At 67.6% G+C, this 17223-nt stretch carries 22 protein-coding genes; 14 read left to right on the plus strand and 8 right to left on the minus strand.

The window, feature by feature from the left end; all coding sequences use genetic code 11:
* Positions 1-3: 3 nt before the first annotated feature.
* Genes ACWDXS_RS01470 through ACWDXS_RS01490 form a run of 5 tightly spaced genes read left to right on the plus strand, consistent with a single transcriptional unit; the run spans position 4 to position 4268 of the window.
* Positions 4-1143 (plus strand): acyl-CoA dehydrogenase family protein, encoded by a 1140-nt coding sequence (locus tag ACWDXS_RS01470; RefSeq protein ID WP_449960866.1) that lies wholly within the window; start codon positions 4-6, stop codon positions 1141-1143.
* Positions 1140-2210, plus strand: a complete 1071-nt coding sequence (locus ACWDXS_RS01475; RefSeq protein ID WP_449960868.1) for an enoyl-CoA hydratase/isomerase family protein — start codon at positions 1140-1142, stop codon at positions 2208-2210. Before ACWDXS_RS01470 ends, ACWDXS_RS01475 begins: the two co-directional genes overlap by 4 nt.
* On the plus strand, positions 2207-3103 hold the full coding sequence (mmsB, locus tag ACWDXS_RS01480; RefSeq protein WP_449960870.1) for a 3-hydroxyisobutyrate dehydrogenase: 897 nt from the start codon (positions 2207-2209) through the stop codon (positions 3101-3103). The genes ACWDXS_RS01475 and mmsB overlap by 4 nt, the downstream gene beginning before the upstream one ends.
* Positions 3104-3120: 17 nt before the next feature.
* Positions 3121-3774, plus strand: a complete 654-nt coding sequence (locus ACWDXS_RS01485) for a TetR/AcrR family transcriptional regulator (RefSeq protein WP_379314285.1) — start codon at positions 3121-3123, stop codon at positions 3772-3774.
* The gene (locus ACWDXS_RS01490) at positions 3753-4268 is read left to right on the plus strand and encodes an SRPBCC family protein (RefSeq protein ID WP_449960873.1); all 516 of its coding nucleotides are present in this window, start codon (positions 3753-3755) and stop codon (positions 4266-4268) included. The genes ACWDXS_RS01485 and ACWDXS_RS01490 overlap by 22 nt, the downstream gene beginning before the upstream one ends.
* 18 nt (positions 4269-4286) lie before the next feature.
* On the opposite strand, the gene ACWDXS_RS01495 is transcribed toward ACWDXS_RS01490, so the two are convergent.
* The gene (locus ACWDXS_RS01495; RefSeq protein ID WP_387447028.1) at positions 4287-4928 is read right to left on the minus strand and encodes a LuxR C-terminal-related transcriptional regulator; all 642 of its coding nucleotides are present in this window, start codon (positions 4926-4928) and stop codon (positions 4287-4289) included.
* 23 nt (positions 4929-4951) lie between these two features.
* Entirely contained in the window at positions 4952-6349 is a 1398-nt protein-coding gene (locus tag ACWDXS_RS01500) for a sensor histidine kinase (RefSeq protein ID WP_449960877.1), read from the minus strand.
* Between the two features lie 168 nt (positions 6350-6517).
* Between ACWDXS_RS01500 and ACWDXS_RS01505 the strand changes: the two genes are divergently transcribed.
* The gene (locus ACWDXS_RS01505) at positions 6518-7609 is read left to right on the plus strand and encodes an alpha/beta fold hydrolase (protein ID WP_449960880.1); all 1092 of its coding nucleotides are present in this window, start codon (positions 6518-6520) and stop codon (positions 7607-7609) included.
* A 658-nt stretch (positions 7610-8267) separates the two neighbouring features.
* Entirely contained in the window at positions 8268-8807 is a 540-nt protein-coding gene (locus ACWDXS_RS01510; protein ID WP_449960883.1) for a DUF6328 family protein, read from the plus strand.
* 210 nt (positions 8808-9017) lie between these two features.
* Here the strand turns inward: ACWDXS_RS01510 and ACWDXS_RS01515 are convergent, their stop codons facing one another.
* Together ACWDXS_RS01515 and ACWDXS_RS01520 are read right to left on the minus strand one after the other, a co-directional pair.
* A complete protein-coding gene (locus ACWDXS_RS01515; RefSeq protein ID WP_449960886.1) occupies positions 9018-9584 on the minus strand; it encodes a hemerythrin domain-containing protein in 567 nt (188 codons plus the stop codon).
* 94 nt (positions 9585-9678) lie between these two features.
* Positions 9679-10098 carry a hypothetical protein gene (locus ACWDXS_RS01520; protein ID WP_378989749.1) on the minus strand — a complete coding sequence of 140 codons (420 nt, stop codon included), beginning with the start codon at positions 10096-10098 and terminating at the stop codon, positions 9679-9681.
* Positions 10099-10397: 299 nt separating this feature from the next.
* Here ACWDXS_RS01520 and ACWDXS_RS01525 point away from each other — a divergent pair, with 299 nt between their 5' ends.
* The 3 genes from ACWDXS_RS01525 (at position 10398) to ACWDXS_RS01535 (ending at position 11374) form a co-directional block, all read left to right on the plus strand.
* The gene (locus ACWDXS_RS01525; RefSeq protein ID WP_449960889.1) at positions 10398-10673 is read left to right on the plus strand and encodes a hypothetical protein; all 276 of its coding nucleotides are present in this window, start codon (positions 10398-10400) and stop codon (positions 10671-10673) included.
* On the plus strand, positions 10670-11053 hold the full coding sequence (locus ACWDXS_RS01530; RefSeq protein WP_379316801.1) for a DUF1304 domain-containing protein: 384 nt from the start codon (positions 10670-10672) through the stop codon (positions 11051-11053). Before ACWDXS_RS01525 ends, ACWDXS_RS01530 begins: the two co-directional genes overlap by 4 nt.
* 120 nt (positions 11054-11173) lie before the next feature.
* Entirely contained in the window at positions 11174-11374 is a 201-nt protein-coding gene (locus ACWDXS_RS01535) for a hypothetical protein (protein WP_378989752.1), read from the plus strand.
* 37 nt (positions 11375-11411) lie between these two features.
* On the opposite strand, the gene ACWDXS_RS01540 is transcribed toward ACWDXS_RS01535, so the two are convergent.
* The 4 genes from ACWDXS_RS01540 to ACWDXS_RS01555 form a co-directional block, all read right to left on the minus strand.
* Positions 11412-12890 (minus strand): FAD-dependent oxidoreductase, encoded by a 1479-nt coding sequence (locus tag ACWDXS_RS01540; RefSeq protein WP_449960894.1) that lies wholly within the window; start codon positions 12888-12890, stop codon positions 11412-11414.
* Between the two features lie 105 nt (positions 12891-12995).
* Positions 12996-13550: a type 1 glutamine amidotransferase domain-containing protein gene (locus ACWDXS_RS01545; protein WP_449960897.1), complete on the minus strand. Its 555-nt coding sequence runs from the start codon at positions 13548-13550 to the stop codon at positions 12996-12998.
* 46 nt (positions 13551-13596) lie between these two features.
* Positions 13597-14064 (minus strand): SRPBCC family protein, encoded by a 468-nt coding sequence (locus tag ACWDXS_RS01550; RefSeq protein WP_449960899.1) that lies wholly within the window; start codon positions 14062-14064, stop codon positions 13597-13599.
* A gap of 225 nt (positions 14065-14289) precedes the next feature.
* Positions 14290-14649, minus strand: a complete 360-nt coding sequence (locus ACWDXS_RS01555; RefSeq protein WP_378989757.1) for an Rv2640c family ArsR-like transcriptional regulator — start codon at positions 14647-14649, stop codon at positions 14290-14292.
* 99 nt (positions 14650-14748) lie between these two features.
* On the opposite strand from ACWDXS_RS01555, the gene ACWDXS_RS01560 reads away from it, so the two are divergent.
* The 4 genes from ACWDXS_RS01560 (at position 14749) to ACWDXS_RS01575 (ending at position 17223) form a co-directional block, all read left to right on the plus strand.
* On the plus strand, positions 14749-15267 hold the full coding sequence (locus tag ACWDXS_RS01560) for an ArsI/CadI family heavy metal resistance metalloenzyme (protein ID WP_378989758.1): 519 nt from the start codon (positions 14749-14751) through the stop codon (positions 15265-15267).
* A 73-nt stretch (positions 15268-15340) separates the two neighbouring features.
* Positions 15341-15712 (plus strand): ArsR/SmtB family transcription factor, encoded by a 372-nt coding sequence (locus ACWDXS_RS01565; protein ID WP_378989760.1) that lies wholly within the window; start codon positions 15341-15343, stop codon positions 15710-15712.
* Positions 15709-16797: an ACR3 family arsenite efflux transporter gene (gene arsB, locus ACWDXS_RS01570; protein WP_449960903.1), complete on the plus strand. Its 1089-nt coding sequence runs from the start codon at positions 15709-15711 to the stop codon at positions 16795-16797. Before ACWDXS_RS01565 ends, arsB begins: the two co-directional genes overlap by 4 nt.
* Positions 16798-16809: 12 nt before the next feature.
* Positions 16810-17223, plus strand: a complete 414-nt coding sequence (locus tag ACWDXS_RS01575) for an arsenate reductase ArsC (protein ID WP_378989762.1) — start codon at positions 16810-16812, stop codon at positions 17221-17223.

Below are 17223 nucleotides of genomic sequence, written 5' to 3' on the forward strand. Positions count from 1 at the left end.
GCGATGTTCACCCTCGATGCGGACGAGCGCGCGATCGGCGAGACCGCGCGCCAGTTCGCCGACGAGTTCCTGGCGCCCAACGCGCTGGATTGGGATGAGCGCAAACACTTCCCGGTCGACGTGCTGCACAAGGCGGGCCCGCTCGGCCTCGGCGGCATCGCGGTGCGCGCCGATGTCGGCGGCTCCGAACTGCGCAGGCTCGACGCGGTGCGGATCTTCGAACAGCTCTCGACCGGGTGCCCCTCGGTCGCGGCGTACATCTCCATCCACAACATGGCGACCTGGATGATCGATGCCTACGGCACCGAGCAGCAGCGCCACCGGTGGGTGCCGGGAATGGCCGCGCTGGAGCTGCTCGGCAGTTACGCGCTCACCGAACCGGGCGTCGGATCCGACGCGGCGGCCTTGAGTACCAAGGCCGTTCGCGACGGCGAGGACTACATCCTGTCCGGCGCCAAGCAATTCATCTCCGGCGCCGGCGCCAACGACGTGTACGTGATGATGGTGCGAACCGGCGGGGACGGCCCGCGCGGCATCTCGGCGCTGATCGTCCCGGCCGACACACCGGGTCTGACGGTGGGACCGAACGAACGGAAGATGGGCTGGAACGCGCAGCCGACCCGGCAGGTGATCCTCGACGGTGCCAGGGTGCCGGTCGCCAACCGGCTCGGTGAGGAGGGCGACGGCTTCTCGATCGCGATGAACGGCCTCAACGGTGGCAGGCTCAATATCGCCGCCTGCTCGATCGGCGGCGCGCAGGCCGCGCTCGACAAGACGGTCCGCTACCTCACCGAACGCCACGCCTTCGGAAAACCCTTGGTGCGCAACGAGGCACTACAGTTCGAGCTGGCCGACATGGCCACCGAACTGGAGGCGGCGCGGACGCTGCTGTGGCGGGCCGCCGCCGCGCTCGACGCGGACGCGGCGGACAAGGTATCGCTGTGCGCGATGGCGAAGCGATTCGCCACCGACACCGGGTTCGACGTGGCCAACAAGGCACTGCAATTGCACGGTGGCTACGGCTACCTGCACGAATACGGCCTGGAGAAGATCGTGCGCGACCTGCGGGTGCACCAGATCCTCGAGGGCACCAACGAAATCATGCGGGTGGTTGTCGCCCGCTCGCTGATCGGAGCAGCATGACCGACGAACCCGAGGTGCTGATCGCCGTCCGTGACGGTCTCGGCGTGATCACCCTGAACCGGCCCAAGGCCATCAACGCGCTCAATCACGCGATGACACTGGCCATCACCGACGCGCTGCGCTCCTGGGCTCACGACGACGCGGTGCGCGCCGTCGTGGTCACCGGCGCGGGGGAGCGCGGGCTCTGCGCGGGCGGCGACATCGTGGCCATCCACGCCGACGCGAAAGGCGGTACGGCGGGCACCGATTCGCCCACCGGGCGGTTCTGGCGCGACGAGTACCACCTCAACGCGCTGATCGGCAGCTATCCCAAGCCGTATGTGGTGCTCATGGACGGCATCGTGATGGGCGGTGGGGTCGGCCTGGCCGGACACGGCAGCCACCGCATCGTCACCGAACGGTCCAAGATCGGGATGCCCGAGGTCGGCATCGGTTTCGTCCCCGATGTCGGTGGCACCTACCTGCTCTCGCGGGCACCGGGTGAGCTCGGCACGCACGTGGCGCTGACCACCGCGCGGATGTCCGCGGGCGACGCGATCGCGGCCGGATTCGCCGACTACTACGTGCCCTCCGACGCACTACCCGAGCTGCTCGACGCGCTGGGCACCGTCGGTGTCGACGCGGCGATCGCGAAGTTCGCCGAGTCCGCGCCGGCCTCGGACCTGCTCGCACAGCAGCGCTGGATCGACGCTTGCTACAGCGCGGACACCGTCGAGGAGATCGCGGCGCGGCTCCAGGCCGACGAAGCGCCCGAGGCCGTCGAGGCAGCCGCTGCTCTCCTCGCGAAATCCCCAGTTGCGCTGAAGGTCACGCTGCGGGCCTTGCGTGCCGCGCAGGACCTGCCGAGCCTCGAGGCGGTGCTGGACCAGGAATATCGGGTCTCGATCGCCTCACTCGGCTCGCACGACCTGGTCGAGGGCATCCGCGCCCAGGTGATCGACAAGGACCGCAATCCCCAGTGGCGGCCCGCGACCCTCGCCGAGGTGACCGACGAGCAGGTGGCGGCGTACTTCGCCGGACTGGGTGCGGCGGAGCTGGGTTCGACGACAGCGGAGGCACAGCGATGACGAAGACGATCGGTTTCCTCGGGCTCGGCCACATGGGCGGCCCGATGGCGGCGAATCTGGTGCGGGCGGGCTACGACGTGCTCGCCTACGACCCGGTGCCCGCCGCGCAGGAGCAGGCGCGCGCCGACGGCGCGACGGTGGTGGCCACCGCCGTCGAGGCCGCCGTCAACCGTGACGTGGTGATCACCATGCTGCCCAACGGCAAACTCGTCCTCGACGTCTACGCCGAGCTGCTGCCCGCCGCCACGCCGGGCACCCTGTTCCTCGACTGTTCCACCATCGATGTGGCCGACGCGAAAGCCGCTGCGGCCCAGGCTGTGACGGCCGGACATCGGCCGCTGGACGCACCGGTCTCCGGTGGGGTGGCCGGTGCCACCGCGGGCACCCTCACCTTCATGGTCGGCGGCACGGCCGCCGACTTCGCCGACGCCGGCGATGTGCTGGAGGTAATGGGCGGCAAGGTGGTGCACTGCGGTGACTCCGGCGTCGGTCAGGCCGCCAAGATCTGCAACAACATGCTGCTCGGGATCTCCATGATCGGCTTGTCGGAGGCACTGGTTCTCGGTGAGCGGCTCGGCCTGAGCCATCAGTCGTTCTTCGACGTGGTCTCCACCGCATCCGGCCAGAGCTGGGCACTGACCAGCTACTGCCCGGTGCCCGGCCCGGTCCCCACCAGCCCGGCCAACAACGACTACCAGCCCGGCTTCGCTACCGCGCTGATGTCGAAAGACCTCACCCTGGCCGCGAACGCGTTGCAGGCCAACGGGGTCGACGGCCGGCTCGGCGAACTCGCCGCCGCGATCTACGCGCGGTTCAACCAGACCGACGCCGGGCGCGACTTCTCCGCCATCGTCACCGACATCCGGGACCGTTCCGCGGAGGCCGACCGGTGACCGAGGCAGACAGCTAGGTGCGAACCGACACGTCACCGCTCGGTCTGCGGGGGCCCGCCGCGCGGGCCCGCCGCAGACAGGCGGTGTTGGTCGCCGCGCAAGACGTGTTCGTCGCGCACGGCTACCACGGCGCCCGGATGGAGGAGATCAGCGCGCGGTCCGGGATCAGCAAACCGGTGCTCTACGACCACTTCGCGGGCAAACTCGACCTGTATCTCGCTGTGCTGCAGCACAATCTGGATCGGATGGTCGACGGCGTCCGGGCCGCCGTCGCCCGCGACACCGACCCACGGCAGCGGGTGCGCCGGGCGGTGATGTCCTACTTCGATTTCGTCGAACACGACGTCGGCGGGTATGTGCTGGTGTTCGAATCGCCGGTGCCCAGCGAGCCGTCGGTCGAGTGGCGGGTGCGCACCGCGATGCGCGACTGCGCCGCCCTGGTGAGCGTGGAACTGCGCGCGGGCGGGGTGGACGAGGCCAGGGCCGAGATCCACGCCTGGGCGCTGGTGGGTATCAGCCGCCTCACGGCCGGCCACTGGCTCGAGGCAGGGCGGCCGATCTCCAAAAGCGACGCGGTCGACACCGCGGCCGCCCTGTGCTGGAACGGATTATCGACAGTCGATCGACAACAGGAAGAACAAGGACAGTCATGGCTCAGGCTTTCGCATTGACCGAATCCGACGACGCGTTCCTCGCGAGCGCGGCGAACCGCTACGTCCACGTCATCGACATTGCCGCGCCGCCCTCGGCGGTGTGGGCGGCCCTGGTCGCCGATGACGCGCTGGTGTCGTGGTCCGGGCTGGTCACCGGCATGCGGTGGACCACACCGCGCCCGTTCGGCGTCGGCACCTGCCGCGTCGTCACCCTCGGGCGCATCGCCGCGCTGACCGAACGCTTCTACCGCTGGGATGACCAGCGGCGCATGACCTTTACCGTCGACTTCGCCTCGATCCCCGGCCTGCGCCGCTTCGCCGAGGACATCGAGCTGACGCCGACCGCCACGGGAACCCGGCTGACGTGGACCTTCGCCGTGGAGGGCAAGCCCGCGCTGCAACTGCTGCTGCGCTCGACGAGCGCGGTGACCGAGCGGATCACCGGCTCCATCGCCAAGGGCATCGCGGGCAGTGTCGCCGCGACAGCGCCGAACAGCGGCCCTGCCGTATGACGGTGTGTCGTCTGCGGCTCATCCCTTGAGCCGCAGCACCGCCAGCACTCTGCGATGGCGGGTATCCGACGGTGGCAGATCGAGTTTGGTGAAGATATTGCCGATGTGCTTCTCGACGGCCCGCTCGGTGACGGTGAGCGAGGTGGCGATGGCGTTGTTGGTGAGCCCCTGCGCCATCAGCTCGAGCACCTCCCGCTCGCGCGGGGTGAGCCGGGCGAGCGAATCCTGTTGCCGGGACGCGCCCATCAGCTGACTCACCACTTCGGGATCGAGTGCGGTGCCGCCGGTGGCGACCCGGTGCAGCGCGTCGACGAAGTCACCGACGTCGGCGACGCGATCCTTGAGCAGGTAGCCGACGCCGCTGGCTCCGGCGGCGAGAAGCTCTGTGGCGTACCGGGTTTCGATCCACTGCGAGAACACGAGCACGCCGGTATCCGGATATTTCCTGCGCAGTTCGATGGCGGCCAGCAGACCCTCGTCGGTGAAGCTGGGCGGCATCCGCACATCCACCACCGCGACATCGGGCCGGTGGGTGCCGACGACCTCGCTCAGCGACGTCGCGTCGCCGACCATCGCCACCACCTCGTGACCGCGTTCGGTGAGCAGCCCGGCCAGCCCGTCGCGCAGGATCGCGCTGTCCTCGGCGATCACCACCCGCAACGGTCCGTGCGCACCGCCCGCGGTCACTGCGGGCCCTCGTTCGGCAGGATCATGGTCACCACGGTAGGCCCACCGGCGGGACTGTCGACGGTGAGCGTGCCGTCGACAGCGAGAGCGCGGGCGGCGAGCCCGGCCAGCCCACTGCCGGTGACGGTCTGCGTGCCGGGACGGGGCGCACCACCGATTCCGTTGTCCCGCACGGTGACCGCGATGGACCGCACACTGTCGGGCAGCACCGACACCGCCACCCGGTTCGCGTGCGCGTGTTTGACCACATTGGTCAGTAGTTCGGCGACGGAGAAGTAGGCGATCGCCTCGATGGCCGGGCTCGGTCGCCGCAGGATCTGCACACGCAGGTCGACCGGCACCGCGCAGCGGGCAGTGAGCGTCTCCAGCGCCGGGCCGAGACCGAGTTCGAGCGCGGGTGGATGGATGCCGCGCACCAGTTCGCGCAGTTCGGTGAGCGCCTCCTTGGAGTTGGCGCGCGCCTCGGCGATGAGGTCACGGGCGTCGCCACCCGCGGCCAGTCGTTCTTCGGCCCTGCCCAACGCCATGGCGATGGTGACCAGCCGCGCCTGCGTGCCGTCGTGCAGGTCGCGCTCGACCCGGCTCAAGGTGGCGGTCGCGTCGTCCACCGCGGCGCGTCTGCTGGCCCGCAATTGCGCCAGTTGCCGGTCGCGCGGTGTCGCCGCCAACAGGTGCACGATCAGCATCCGATGCACCCAGCAGATTGCCCGGATCAGCCACGGCAGCGCGAAGCACAGCAGAATGCCGATCCCCGCCATGGCGAGCGCCCGCGGCCAGGTATCGATGTAGAACGTTCCGAACTGCGCGAGACTGTGGTGCTCCACGCCGTTGTCGTCCACCTGCACCGGATCGAGCAGCGCCCACGGCACGGGGGAGATCGCCGTGAACCCGACCATCGCGATCGTCACGAGGACGACCCAGCCCACCGCGACACCGAGCACCGACTGCGCGAGCAGGAACAACACCGCCCGCCAGCTCGGCCGATCGGTGAACGCGCTCTTCAGGAAACCGAACAAGCCGCTCGACCTGGTGAAATCCGGTGGTGATTCGACGTGGGCGCCGAGCAGCCCGCGCCCGAGGAACCGGTAGATCCGGCCCCACACCCGCCCGCCGAGCAGCACCCCCGCCAGCAACGGGATACCGATGAGCACGATCGACGCGTACAGCCCGCCGCCGAACCCGAAGAACAGGTAGCACACAGCCACACAGCCCAGAACGAACGACAGGACCAGATAGGCGAGCTCCTTCCACGTCCTGGCCTCGAACGGTGCGCGCAGGATCGCCCCCAGCGGGCCCGTCCGGCGCTGCGGTGTCTCCTGCGTGGCATCGAGCGCCACGGTGGGTTCGCCGGCGATGTCGACCACGAGTGTCTGCTCGGCTGGTGTCTCGGTCATGACTCCATGGTTGTCGTCGCGGGCTGGAAATACGATCGAGCTGTCCACCGAGTCGATGGTGTAGCGAGCTACACCATCGACTCGGTCGAGGAGAACGACCGCTGGCCGGATTGTCCGCGTCCGTGTTTGAATGCGGCGCAACCACATTCGTGGGTGGAGGAGGGCGCTATGGGTCAGGATGTCGACTTTCCGGGGCTGGCGGAGGGGGTGAGGTCTCGTTTCGTCGACGACGTCAACGGGTTGCGTGTGCACGTTCTCGAAGCCGGCCACAGCCGTTCCGGTCGTCCGCTGGTGGTGCTGCTGCACGGTTTTCCCGAACTGGCGTACTCGTGGCGCAAGGTCTTGGCGCCGCTGGCCGACGCCGGATTTCATGTGGTCGCCCCTGATCAACGCGGCTACGGCCGAACGACGGGCAGCGATGTCACCGACCTGGCGTCCTTCCGAACCGACAACCTGGCCCGCGACGCGCTGAGTCTGGTTCGCGCACTCGGCTATGACCGGGCGCATCTGGTCGGGCACGACTTCGGCTCTGTTGTCGCGGGATGGGCCACGCTCGGCGGCGAACACGTCATCAGCTCGTTGACGATGATGAGCGCGCCGTTCGCCGGTGCGGGAATCCCCAAGTCCTCGACCGAACTCGACGACGCCCTGCGCGCGCTGTCACCACCGCGCAGGCACTACCAGCATTATTTCGCGGGAACCTCGAGCGCCGCAGACATTTACCATGCCCCGCAAGGGATCGCCGACTTTCTGCGCGCGTATTTCCATATGAAGAGCGCTGACTGGCCGGGCAATGCGGACGCCGGAGAACTCCCGGGACCGACCGCGGCCGATTTGGCACTCCTGCCGCGGTACTACGTCATGGACGCGGGCGTCGGCATGCCGGAAACAGTAGCGCCGCACTTACCCTCACCGCAGGAGCGGGCCGGCTGTTCCTGGCTGACCGACGAAGAACTGAATTTCTACGCTCGAGAATTCGGTCGCACGGAATTCCAGGGCCCACTCAACTGGTACAGAGCTCTCACCCTGCCGCTCACAGCAACGCCGACCGTCCCACGTATCGAAGTGCCCACCCAATTCATTGCCGGCCGATGCGATTGGGGTATTTGGCAATCGCCCGGCGCGCTGCGCACCATGGCGGAAGACGTGTGCGCGCAGTTCACCGGTACCTATTTGGTACCCGATGCCGGGCACTGGGTCCAGCAGGAGCAGCCACTCGCCGTCATCGAACAGCTCTCGAGATTCCTCGACCACACCTGAGCCGGACGGCGCTGACTCCCTCGTCGGTCTCGCATTGCCCGGTCTCGAGCACGTCGACCTCGACGTCGGTGTGTGCCTGGTCGGTGTCGATCTGGCTATCGGGGCCGGCACGATCACGGCATAGCTCTGTTCCTGATCCCGCCCATGATCTCGGTCCACCATGACTGCAACGGACTGGGTTCGGGCCAGTGGACGAATGGTGCTTCAGGTTCCGATTCGGGCACGGGATCAACGAAGTCGAGTGCGAGATGGTCGGAATAGCGCATGACAACTTCCTCGGTCTTTCTGGAACTGTGCTTTCGCCGACGCTGCGGGGACTGTGGCCGGTGATCCGGTAGGACTACTACACCCGAGCGGGATTTCCTCGGCACCGGCAGGATTCGCGGTGTCCCGGCTGTTCCTGCGTTCTCACGAGCGGTTGGTAGTACCCATTTGAGCACGCGAGTATTCGTCTGTCAGGCGTTGTGACCGTCCTGTTGTAATAGCCCATGGGGTACGGATTCGACCGAGTATCCGACGTACTTTCTGTCGTGGAGGTGAATACTGGGGTGATCACTTCGGTGGAGGACGGCGGCGCGTTCTCGAGTCACCACCGCAAACTGGGTTCTCGGCTCGGCGATGGACCGTATTCGGAGCGCCGAGGCAGGAGGGTCTGGTGATGGATGACTCTTCCTGGAATCAGCGCGTTCGTGGCGAGACCGAGATCCAGCGGCTCGACCGGAACTGGGCAGCACTGCTGCAGGAATTGCGCGTGGTGCAGACCGGCGTTCAACTGCTCACCGGGTTTCTGATGGTGCTGCCGTTCCAGCCTCGATTCGAATCGTTGAGCACGTCGATGCGGGTGCTGTACCTGGTCGTTCTCACCGCCTCGATCTGCGCTACCGCGCTGCTGGTCGCCCCCGTGGCCGCGCATCGGCTGCTGTTTCGCCGGCATCAGCTCGCGTGGCTGGTCTCGGCGTCGAATCAACTCGCGCTCACCGGAGTGATACTGCTCGGCGTGGCACTTGTCGGAGTGGCGGTGCTGCTCTTCGATGTCGTGGCGGGCCCTGTCGCGGCGGCGGTAGCGGGGGTGGTGTTCGGTGCACTGTTCATCGGGACCTGGCTGGTTCGACCCTGGCTCGCACATCGCCGATCAGCGCAGGGCGCCTTCGACGACCAGCAACTCGGTGTCGAACGGGCCGACCCACCCGAACACTGACTCCTCCGGCGCCGGAGTGGTTGGCGGTTGCCGGGGCCGTCGTGTGGGACAGCGCCCGAACGGGACGCGCTGACCCCGGCAACCGCCCGCCCGCCGGTCAGGAGGTCGGCCATCCTGTTCCCGGCGGCGGTCTGTGGTTCGATCTACAACCGCGCGATACCCGAGCGCATCAGGTCGAAACAGGGGCGCCGATTTCCCCGACGTCTCGAATCAGTTCTGCTTCAGACTGCCCACGGCGAGCGATCCGTTCGCCAGGGGCTCCTGCTCCTCCACGGCGCGGACATAGCTGCCGGGATCCTTGTCGACCGGCCGGACACCGGCGTAGTGGCGCGCCTCGTAGGCGGCGAACGTGACAGCCAGCCGGTGGCGTTGCAATACCGGGGCCAACCGGCGGAATTCGGTGAGGCCTTCGCGTTCTTCCTCTGCCATGTGGTCGCTGTTGGCGAGGTTGGCCGCTGCGACGGCGGCATACCAGTCATCGGTGCCCACGTGGTGACGCGCGACGTCGGCCACCGCGTCTCTGATCTCGTTGTGATCGTGGATGGCATCGAGCGTCTCGTCCTCCACCGCGCTCGTGCGCCTGGCCGCGATCCCCGTCTCGAGCAGCGCGGGGTAGAAGATCTCCTCTTCGGCCTGCGCGTGTAGCTCGAGGAAAGCCGCGAGTCTGTCCCAGATCGATGACAGCGCACCGGTGTCGGTGCGATCGATCTGTTCCACGATCGCGAACAGCCGCCGCTGCTCGTGGTGGTCATCAAGGATCAGCTGGGTAATGTCCACGATTCCTCCCTGATTGTCAGGTCAGCATGGATGGTCGGGGCAGCTTGCTTCGTCGCCGGTAGCCGACGATAACGCACCGCCGCTGCCTTCCTGGTCAGCGCCGTTGTTGTCCCCGCGCGACGGTGCGCGGCGCGGGCCAGTCCAGCGGGATCCCCAGGATGGAGCCCACACCGCGGACCGCCGAGATCACCGCGCGCACCTCGTCGATCCCCTGTCCGAACGCTTCGGTGCGATCGTCGATCCGGAAGGGGCAGAGAAACGTGTGCGGTCGATCGGGGTCTTGGCGGGGTCGTCCGAGCGTGATCACCACCGGACCCCCGGTGGTGTGCACGGCCTTGGCCGCCAGCGGCGGACCGAACTCGCGGGCCTTCGCGGCGGATGCCGAGGTGCCGACTACCGGCAGGGGAGGATGCACGGGTACTCGCGAGTGGTCCGAGTCGTCAGGGCGGCCCGACGAGCTGACGAGCGTCGCGGCGTGCGAAATGTCGATCAACGCGGCATAGATGGCAGCCAACCTGTCCGGTCCGCGAGCTTCGCGAACGGGACTGCCGACAACGCGGTACGTGCACCGCCATCCCTGTGTCGCATGGTCTTGGCGAGGATCGCCGACCTGTACACGCAGTGCACGGTGTCCGGCCTTCACGGTGCTCGCGATGGCTATCTCGTCGAGTTCAGTCTTCACAGATCCTCCAATGGTTGTGCGCAATCGCGACGGACTTCGCTGCGCGCAGACCCGCGGATGGGTGTTACCGCCTATAGGCTGGATCGGTTCATCTCCGACGTACCACTTCCACGACGAGAAGGGGATACACGTTGTCGACTCACAGAATCGCGTCCGCCCTGGCGATCGGCGTCACCATCGCTTTCGTGGCGGCCGGAACAGCGGCCGCTGCGCCCCGATCACTTCCCTCGACGCAGTTGCACCACGATGAGAGCGGCCAGATCGGCAAACGCGCAGCCGAAGCCATCGGCGACAGCGACGAAGGCGGTAAGCCGGACAGCGACGCCGGCGGTAAAGGGAAGGGCAAGGGGAAAGGCAAGGGCCAAGGCAAAGGCAAAGCCGGAGGCCCGGGAGAGGCGGATCGATGACCGCGATCGGGTTGATCTTCACCGGAGTCGCTGTGCTGCTGCACGGCTACATCTTCGTGATGGAGTCACTGCAGTGGACGTCGGCGCGGACGCGAGCGACCTTCGGAATATCCGCCGCGGAGGCCGAGGCCACCAAGGAAATGGCCTTCAACCAGGGGTTCTACAACCTCTTCCTGGCCGTCGTGGCGGCGATCGGCATGGGGTTCACCGCGTTCGGGGACAAGGGAATCGGGCTCGCGCTCGTGCTGGCCGGGGCCGGTTCGATGGTGGCTGCCGGCGTGGTGCTGCTCGCATCCTCGCCGGACAAGGCGCGTCCGGCCCTGATCCAGCTGGTACCACCACTGATCGGTTGTGCCGCCTTGGTGATCGCCCGGCTGTGAGCGCGTCATCCACGGCCCGACATCGGCGCGGCTGTTTGGGACGCGGATTTCGAGGTAACACGACGATGCGGCCGTAGGCCGCGCGAGCAGGTCATCACATCGTCGGAGGAGGAGAAGTTCATGGATCCCCTGGACATCATCGCTCAGTGGCGTCGCGACATCGAGCTCGCCGATAGCGGTGGCGAGGAAGCCGCGATCCAGCGGTTGCGTGGCGAGTGGTCCGTGTCGGCAGGCCTCGACCCGCAGGACGCACTGACCCTGACTCCCGAGAGCGACGAGTTCGGTCGGCGTACCGGAACCACCGACGACGATCGGACCTGATCGGCTCGGCGTAGCCGGTCGGCAGCGCGCGGGACGATCAGTGGGGAAGCGGTGCGGTCGCTGGGCCCTCCAGCACCGCGCCGTCCGGTGCGAAACGGGACCCGTGCAGCGGACAGTCCCAGGTCTTCTCCGCGTCGTTCCAGTTGAGAATGCCTCGCAGGTGTGTGCAGACCGCCGACACCGTGTGGGTCGCACCGGCGACGGTGCACAGCGCGGTCGGGTGCAGGCCGCGACGCTCCACCCTGCCCTCTCCCTCGGGCGGCGTCGTTCCCGCGTCGGTGCCGAGCAGGTGCAGCCATCCGGTCGACAGGTGCCGTGCCACTGCGGTATTGGCCTGCACGCCCGCGACCAGGGACTTCACCGCACCGGAACGCCAGCCGTCGTAGGCTCGCGACCACGCGGGCTGCCGCTCGGTCAGCCTGCCGGCCAACACCAGTGCGGCGGCGACGCCGTTGGTCATGCCCCACTTGGCGAAACCGGTCGCGCACTGCACCTCGTCGGCACCGTGCTGCACCGCGCCGACATAGGGCAGTTCGGAGATCGGGTGGTAGTCCTGCGCGGACCAACGGGCGATGAGCCGCGCGCCGGGGAACCAGCGATTCGTCCAGTCCAGCAAGTCCCGGACATGATCGGCCTCGGAATCGACGCGGCCGACGTCGTGGCCGCTACCACCGACCAGCAGGACGTCGTCGGCCTCGGTGGGGCACCAGCGCAGCGAACGGATCGGCCGGCCTGCGCTGATGAACATCTCTTGCGGAATCGGTCCGGGAACCTGGAACGCGGCCAGGTAGGACCGCTGGGCCGTGAGTTGTGCCGCGAGGCCGAGCCGGTCGAACACCGGTGATCCGGTCGCCACGATCGCGTTCGCCGCCGAGACCTCGCCCTGGTCGGTGCCGATCACCACGCGACCTTCGCGTCGGCGAAGTCGCCGTGCGCGCGTCGATTCGAAGATCCAGCCGCCGCTCGCCTCGATGTCGGCCGCGAGCGCGGTGAGAACCGCGACCGGATCGACCTGCGCTTGCTCCCTGAGCCGGACACCGCCGTGCGTGGGGAAAGGGACGTCGAACTCGTCGATCAGCTGGGTGGGCAGTCCTACCGCTCGGGTGGCCTCGTACTCGGCGCGGACCGCCGCGAACTCGCCGGCATTCTGTGCGTAGGTGGCCGCGGGAACGCGCTGAGTCGCGATCTGGTGGTCGATACAGAAGTCGAGCAACCAGTCGAAGCCCGCCTGATTCGCGGCCAGATACGTCGACAGAGCGTCGGTGCCGTGCCGGCGGGCGATCGCCTGCGCGCGGGTTCCCTGCAGCAGGGAGATCTTCGCGGTGGACGCGCCGGTTGTCACGGCGCCGATCTGGCGTGCCTCGAGGACGGCGACCTGGCGGCCCTGCTCGGCCAGGAGCAAGGCGGTGGTCAGTCCGACGATCCCGGCACCGATCACCACCGTGTCGACCTCGATGTCACCGGCGAGCGGAAGCCGGGCCGGCGTCGGCGTACCTGCGAACCACAACGATGTCATGCGGGCCGCATACCCCGATACGCCGAACGAAACGACGCAATTCGACAGCGATACCAGCGCCAGGCAACCGCCGCGAAGCGGAAGTGCCGCTTACCCGGGCCGAGTTCAGTGTCTGCCCTCGGCGAATTCCTCGACGATCTTGGCGCAGAAGGCGGGCAGGTCGGCGGGATTTCGGCTCGACACCAAGCCGTTGTCGGTCACGACTTCCTGGTCGACCACGGTGCCGCCGGCGTTGCGGATGTCGGTGCGCACGCTGGGGTAGGAGGTGAGGGTACGGCCGCGGACGGCGTCGGCCTCGACGAGGATCCACGGTCCGTGGCAGATGACGCCGATCGGTTTGCCGGTGGCGGCGAACCCCTTGACGAAGGCGACCGCCGCGGGGTCCTGGCGGAGCTTGTCAGGGTTGGTGGTGCCCCCGGGGAGCAGGAGCGCGTCGAAGTCGTCGACGGCTGCTTCGGCGACGCGTCGGTCCACCGGGAAGGTGTCGCCCTTCTCGACGTCGTGGTTCATGGCCTGGATGGCGCCGTTGGCCAAGGAGAGCAATGCGGTGGTGGCGCCCGCGTCCTCGACGGCGTCGCGTGGCTGGACGAGTTCGACCTGTTCGACTCCGTCGGTGGCCAGGATGGCGACGTGCTTTCCGGTCAGTGGTTGCTGAGGCACCGTGCACTCCTTCGGATCAATGGGGTTGCGTTCGTGGGCATGGCCGTCACTCGTCCCGGCCCTCGGCTCTCGAATCCGGGTACCCGCCCTCGGCGAGGTCGGCGAGCCGCGACAACGACTCGCGATTACGTGGCACGAGCGGCAGCGCCTGGACCGCGTGCGGCAACAACCGGCTCGGTCCGCGAACGGCGCGTTCGGTCATCACGGCCTCACACGACGTGGGATCGATGGCGCGTAGCTCCACCCGGACTACCGCGGCGCCGATCGGCCAGAGCCTGGCGTCGAGTTCGATGCTGTGCGGCGAATCGATGGCGCGGACCGACGTCGTGTCCTGGACGGTGCACGGCCACGGTCCGACACTGTGATGAATGCGAGCTCCCACCTCCGGCCATGTGTCGTCCACGTCGCGGATGTGGGAGGCGCCGACGACCCAACTCGCATAGGACCATCCATCGGCGAGCACCGCGAACACCTCTTCCACCGGGGCATGGATCGTGCGCGTCACCTGGACCATGTCGTGGATCGCCTCCTCGGCCGCGTTGTTCTCGCTCGGTCACATCGACGCGTACCTGCTCCTGCCTGCACGCTCGAACGGAAAGCGTCAGCTCGTAGCCGGCGGCGGTGCGCGATACCGGGCTATACCCGGTTATCGGCCACCCACACCGGAGTTGATCCACCGGCCGTGGTGATCGTCAACCGTCCAGCCGGACGTGCCCGTGGCGGTGCGCTGCGCGGCGAACTAGGTGCAGCAGTTCGGATCCAGGACCGTGCACAGCGCGGACAGTGCGTCGCGGCGGGCACGGTGAATCGTGTTCATCCCGCGCCGCTCGGACTCCACCAGGCCGGCCTTGCGTAACTGGCCGAGATGATGCGAGACCGTGGACTCGCTCAGGCCGACCGCGGCGGCGAGATCGCCGCCGTTCTCCTCGCCGAGCGGGCTGGTCAGCAGCAGCGACAGCAATTTGACCCTGGCCGGGTCGGCGATCGCCTTGAGTCGCAACGCCACCTCCAGCGCGGCGGCGTCATCGACGGGCCCCGCCGCGACAGGGGCGCAGCAGACGGGGGTGGACATGTCGATCACGGGGAGTGCCTTGGGCATGAAACCGACCCTACCCGCGGTATTGACATATGTCGAAAAGGTGAGCAGACTCGGCACTACAAGTTCTTCGATATATGTCACACAAGTGGAGGTTCGATCATGTCTCGTATCCAGCTGGCCCTCAACGTCGACGACCTCGACACCGCCGTGCGGTTCTACTCGACCCTGTTCGGCACCGAACCTGCCAAGCGCAAGCCCGGCTACGCCAACTTCGCGATCGCCGAGCCCCCGCTCAAGCTCGTACTGATCGAGAACGCGGGTCAGGGCGGGTCCATCAACCACCTCGGCGTCGAGGTCGACACCTCCGAGCAGGTGCGCGGCGAGATCGCCCGGCTCTCCGCCGCGGGCCTGTTCACCGAGGAGCAGATCGCGACCACCTGTTGCTTCGCCACCCAGGACAAGGTGTGGGTGACCGGGCCGGGCGCTGAGCGGTGGGAGGTCTACACGGTGCTGGCCGACAGTGAAACCTTCGGCACCGCGCCCGAACTCGGCCTTACCGACGCCGAAGCAGTCGACGTCTGCTGTGGAACCGCCGCCGAAGCCGAAGCTGACGGTGCCTGCTGCGGAACCGAGGCCAAAACGAAGGCCGTGGCCTCCGGGGCGAGCTGCTGCGGCTGACCCGATCCGAGAGCGAGCGAGTTCACTCGACGTTCGCTTGCTTTCTTGATTCGATATCGATCAATATCGACATATGTCGAATCAAGACTTGCCGCTGAGTGTGGCCTCACCCTCGTGTGAGGCCACACCTCGCACCCGCCCACCGATGAGCGGCGAGACCGCCGCCGAACTGGCCGTGCTGTTCAAGGCGCTCGCCGACCCGGTCCGGCTGCGGCTGCTCTCGGCGATCGCGTCCCGAGCAGGCGGTGAGGCCTGTGTGTGCGACCTGTCGACCGGTATCGACGTCACCCAGCCGACCATCTCCCACCACCTGAAGGTGCTGCGCGAGGCCGGATTGCTCACCAGCGAACGCCGTGCGTCCTGGGTGTACTACCGGGTCGTCCCGCACGCGCTGGCGCGGCTGTCGGACGTGCTCGCGACCGAGGCCGGAGCGGTGACCGCGTGAGCACCACCACCGACCACCCGGCCGTCGTGGGAAAACTCTCGACGCTGGACCGGTTCCTACCGGTCTGGATCGGCGTCGCGATGGCTGCCGGACTGCTGTTCGGACACATGATTCCCGGTCTGGGCGACACGCTGAGCGCCGTGGAGATCGACGGCATCTCGTTGCCGATCGCGATCGGGCTGTTGATCATGATGTATCCGGTGCTGGCGAAGGTCCGCTACGACCGCCTCGACGCCGTCACCGGCGACCGCAAACTCCTGATCAGCTCCCTGGTGCTGAACTGGATCCTGGGCCCAGCGCTGATGTTCGCCCTGGCCTGGCTGTTCCTGCCCGACCTGCCCGAATACCGCACCGGCTTGATCATCGTCGGCCTGGCCCGCTGCATCGCCATGGTCATCATCTGGAACGACCTCGCCTGCGGCGATCGCGAAGCCGCCGCCGTCCTCGTCGCGCTGAACTCGGTCTTCCAGGTCTTCATGTTCGCCGTGCTCGGCTGGTTCTACCTCGCGGTCCTACCCGGCTGGCTCGGCCTGGAACAAACCACCATCGACGTCTCCCCATGGCAGATCGCGAAATCGGTGCTGATCTTCCTGGGCATCCCGCTACTGGCCGGGTTCCTCACCCGCCGTCTCGGCGAACGAGCCAAGGGCCGCGACTGGTACGAGTCGACATTCCTGCCCAAGATCGGGCCCTGGGCGCTCTATGGGCTGCTGTTCACCATCGTGATCCTGTTCGCTCTGCAGGGCGACCAGATCACCTCCCATCCACTCGACGTCGTCCGCATCGCGATCCCCCTGCTGGCCTACTTCGCGATCATGTGGGGCGGCGGCTATGCCATGGGCGCGGCCCTCGGCCTCGGCTATGAACGCACCACCACCCTCGCCTTCACCGCCGCGGGCAACAACTTCGAACTGGCCATCGCCGTCGCGATCGCCACCTACGGCGTCACCTCCGGCCAGGCGCTCGCCGGGGTCGTCGGTCCGCTGATCGAGGTCCCTGTCCTGGTCGGCTTGGTCTATGTCTCCCTGGCCTTGCGCAAACGGTTCGAGCCCACCACCCACACTTCGCCGGCCTCGGCCGGCTGAAAGGCACCACCCATGACTACCAAGCCCAGCGTGTTGTTCGTCTGCGTGCACAACGCGGGTCGCTCCCAGATGGCCGCCGGATTCCTCGCCCATCTCGCCGGTGACGCGATCGAGGTCCGGTCGGCGGGTAGCGCGCCCGCCGACACGATCAATCCGTCCGCGGTCGCCGCGATGGCCGAACTCGGCATCGATATCGCCGAGCAGACCCCGAAGATCCTGACCTCCGACGCGGTGGAAACCTCCGACGTCGTGATCACCATGGGCTGCGGCGACACCTGCCCTTGGTACCCCGGCGTGAGCTACCGGGATTGGGTCCTGGACGACCCCGCGGGCAAGGGCGTCGATGCGGTCCGCCCGATTCGCGACGAGATCAAGTCCCGCGTGCAAGCCCTGATCGGGGAGTTGTTGCCACAGACCATGCGGTGA

The organism is Nocardia sp. NPDC003183 (assembly GCF_053590715.1).